General features: G+C 69.6%; 1 pseudogene. It reads right to left on the reverse strand.

Annotated elements, in window-relative coordinates:
* Positions 1 to 38 precede the first annotated feature (38 nt).
* A pseudogene (locus G3I78_RS50435) lies at positions 39 to 392 on the reverse strand (immune inhibitor A domain-containing protein); the annotation flags it as partial.

The raw sequence follows: 392 nt of genomic DNA on the forward strand, positions 1-392 counted from the left end.
CCCCCATCACTCAGAGTGAGCGAAAGGGGCTCGTATGATCAGCGGTGCAGCGACCTGAGCGCCTTACCGACGAGTACGGCTCGGTCCGCCGCCGCCGGCAGGTGTTCCAGGCCGAAGCCGAGGAGCACCGTGTTACGCGTAGTCACCGAGGCGTAGGACTTGAACAGCTCGCCGGACCGGGCCCAATCGCCCGGAACCGCGGGACTTCCGGCAGGTGCGCCCTGGGCGGTCCAGGCTCCCAGGGAGGTCTCGAACCCCTCCACGGCCTGGTCGGCTCCCCCCACGGAGACGCGTGCGTCGTCCGCGAAGAGGCCGCGGCCGCCGGAGCCGCCGTCCGAAACGTAGGAGAGGAAGACCTCGACGGTCTTGCCCGCGTACGCGCTCAGGTCGAA

The sequence above is a fragment of the Streptomyces sp. SID13726 genome (assembly GCF_010548375.1).
Lineage (GTDB): Bacteria > Actinomycetota > Actinomycetes > Streptomycetales > Streptomycetaceae > Streptomyces.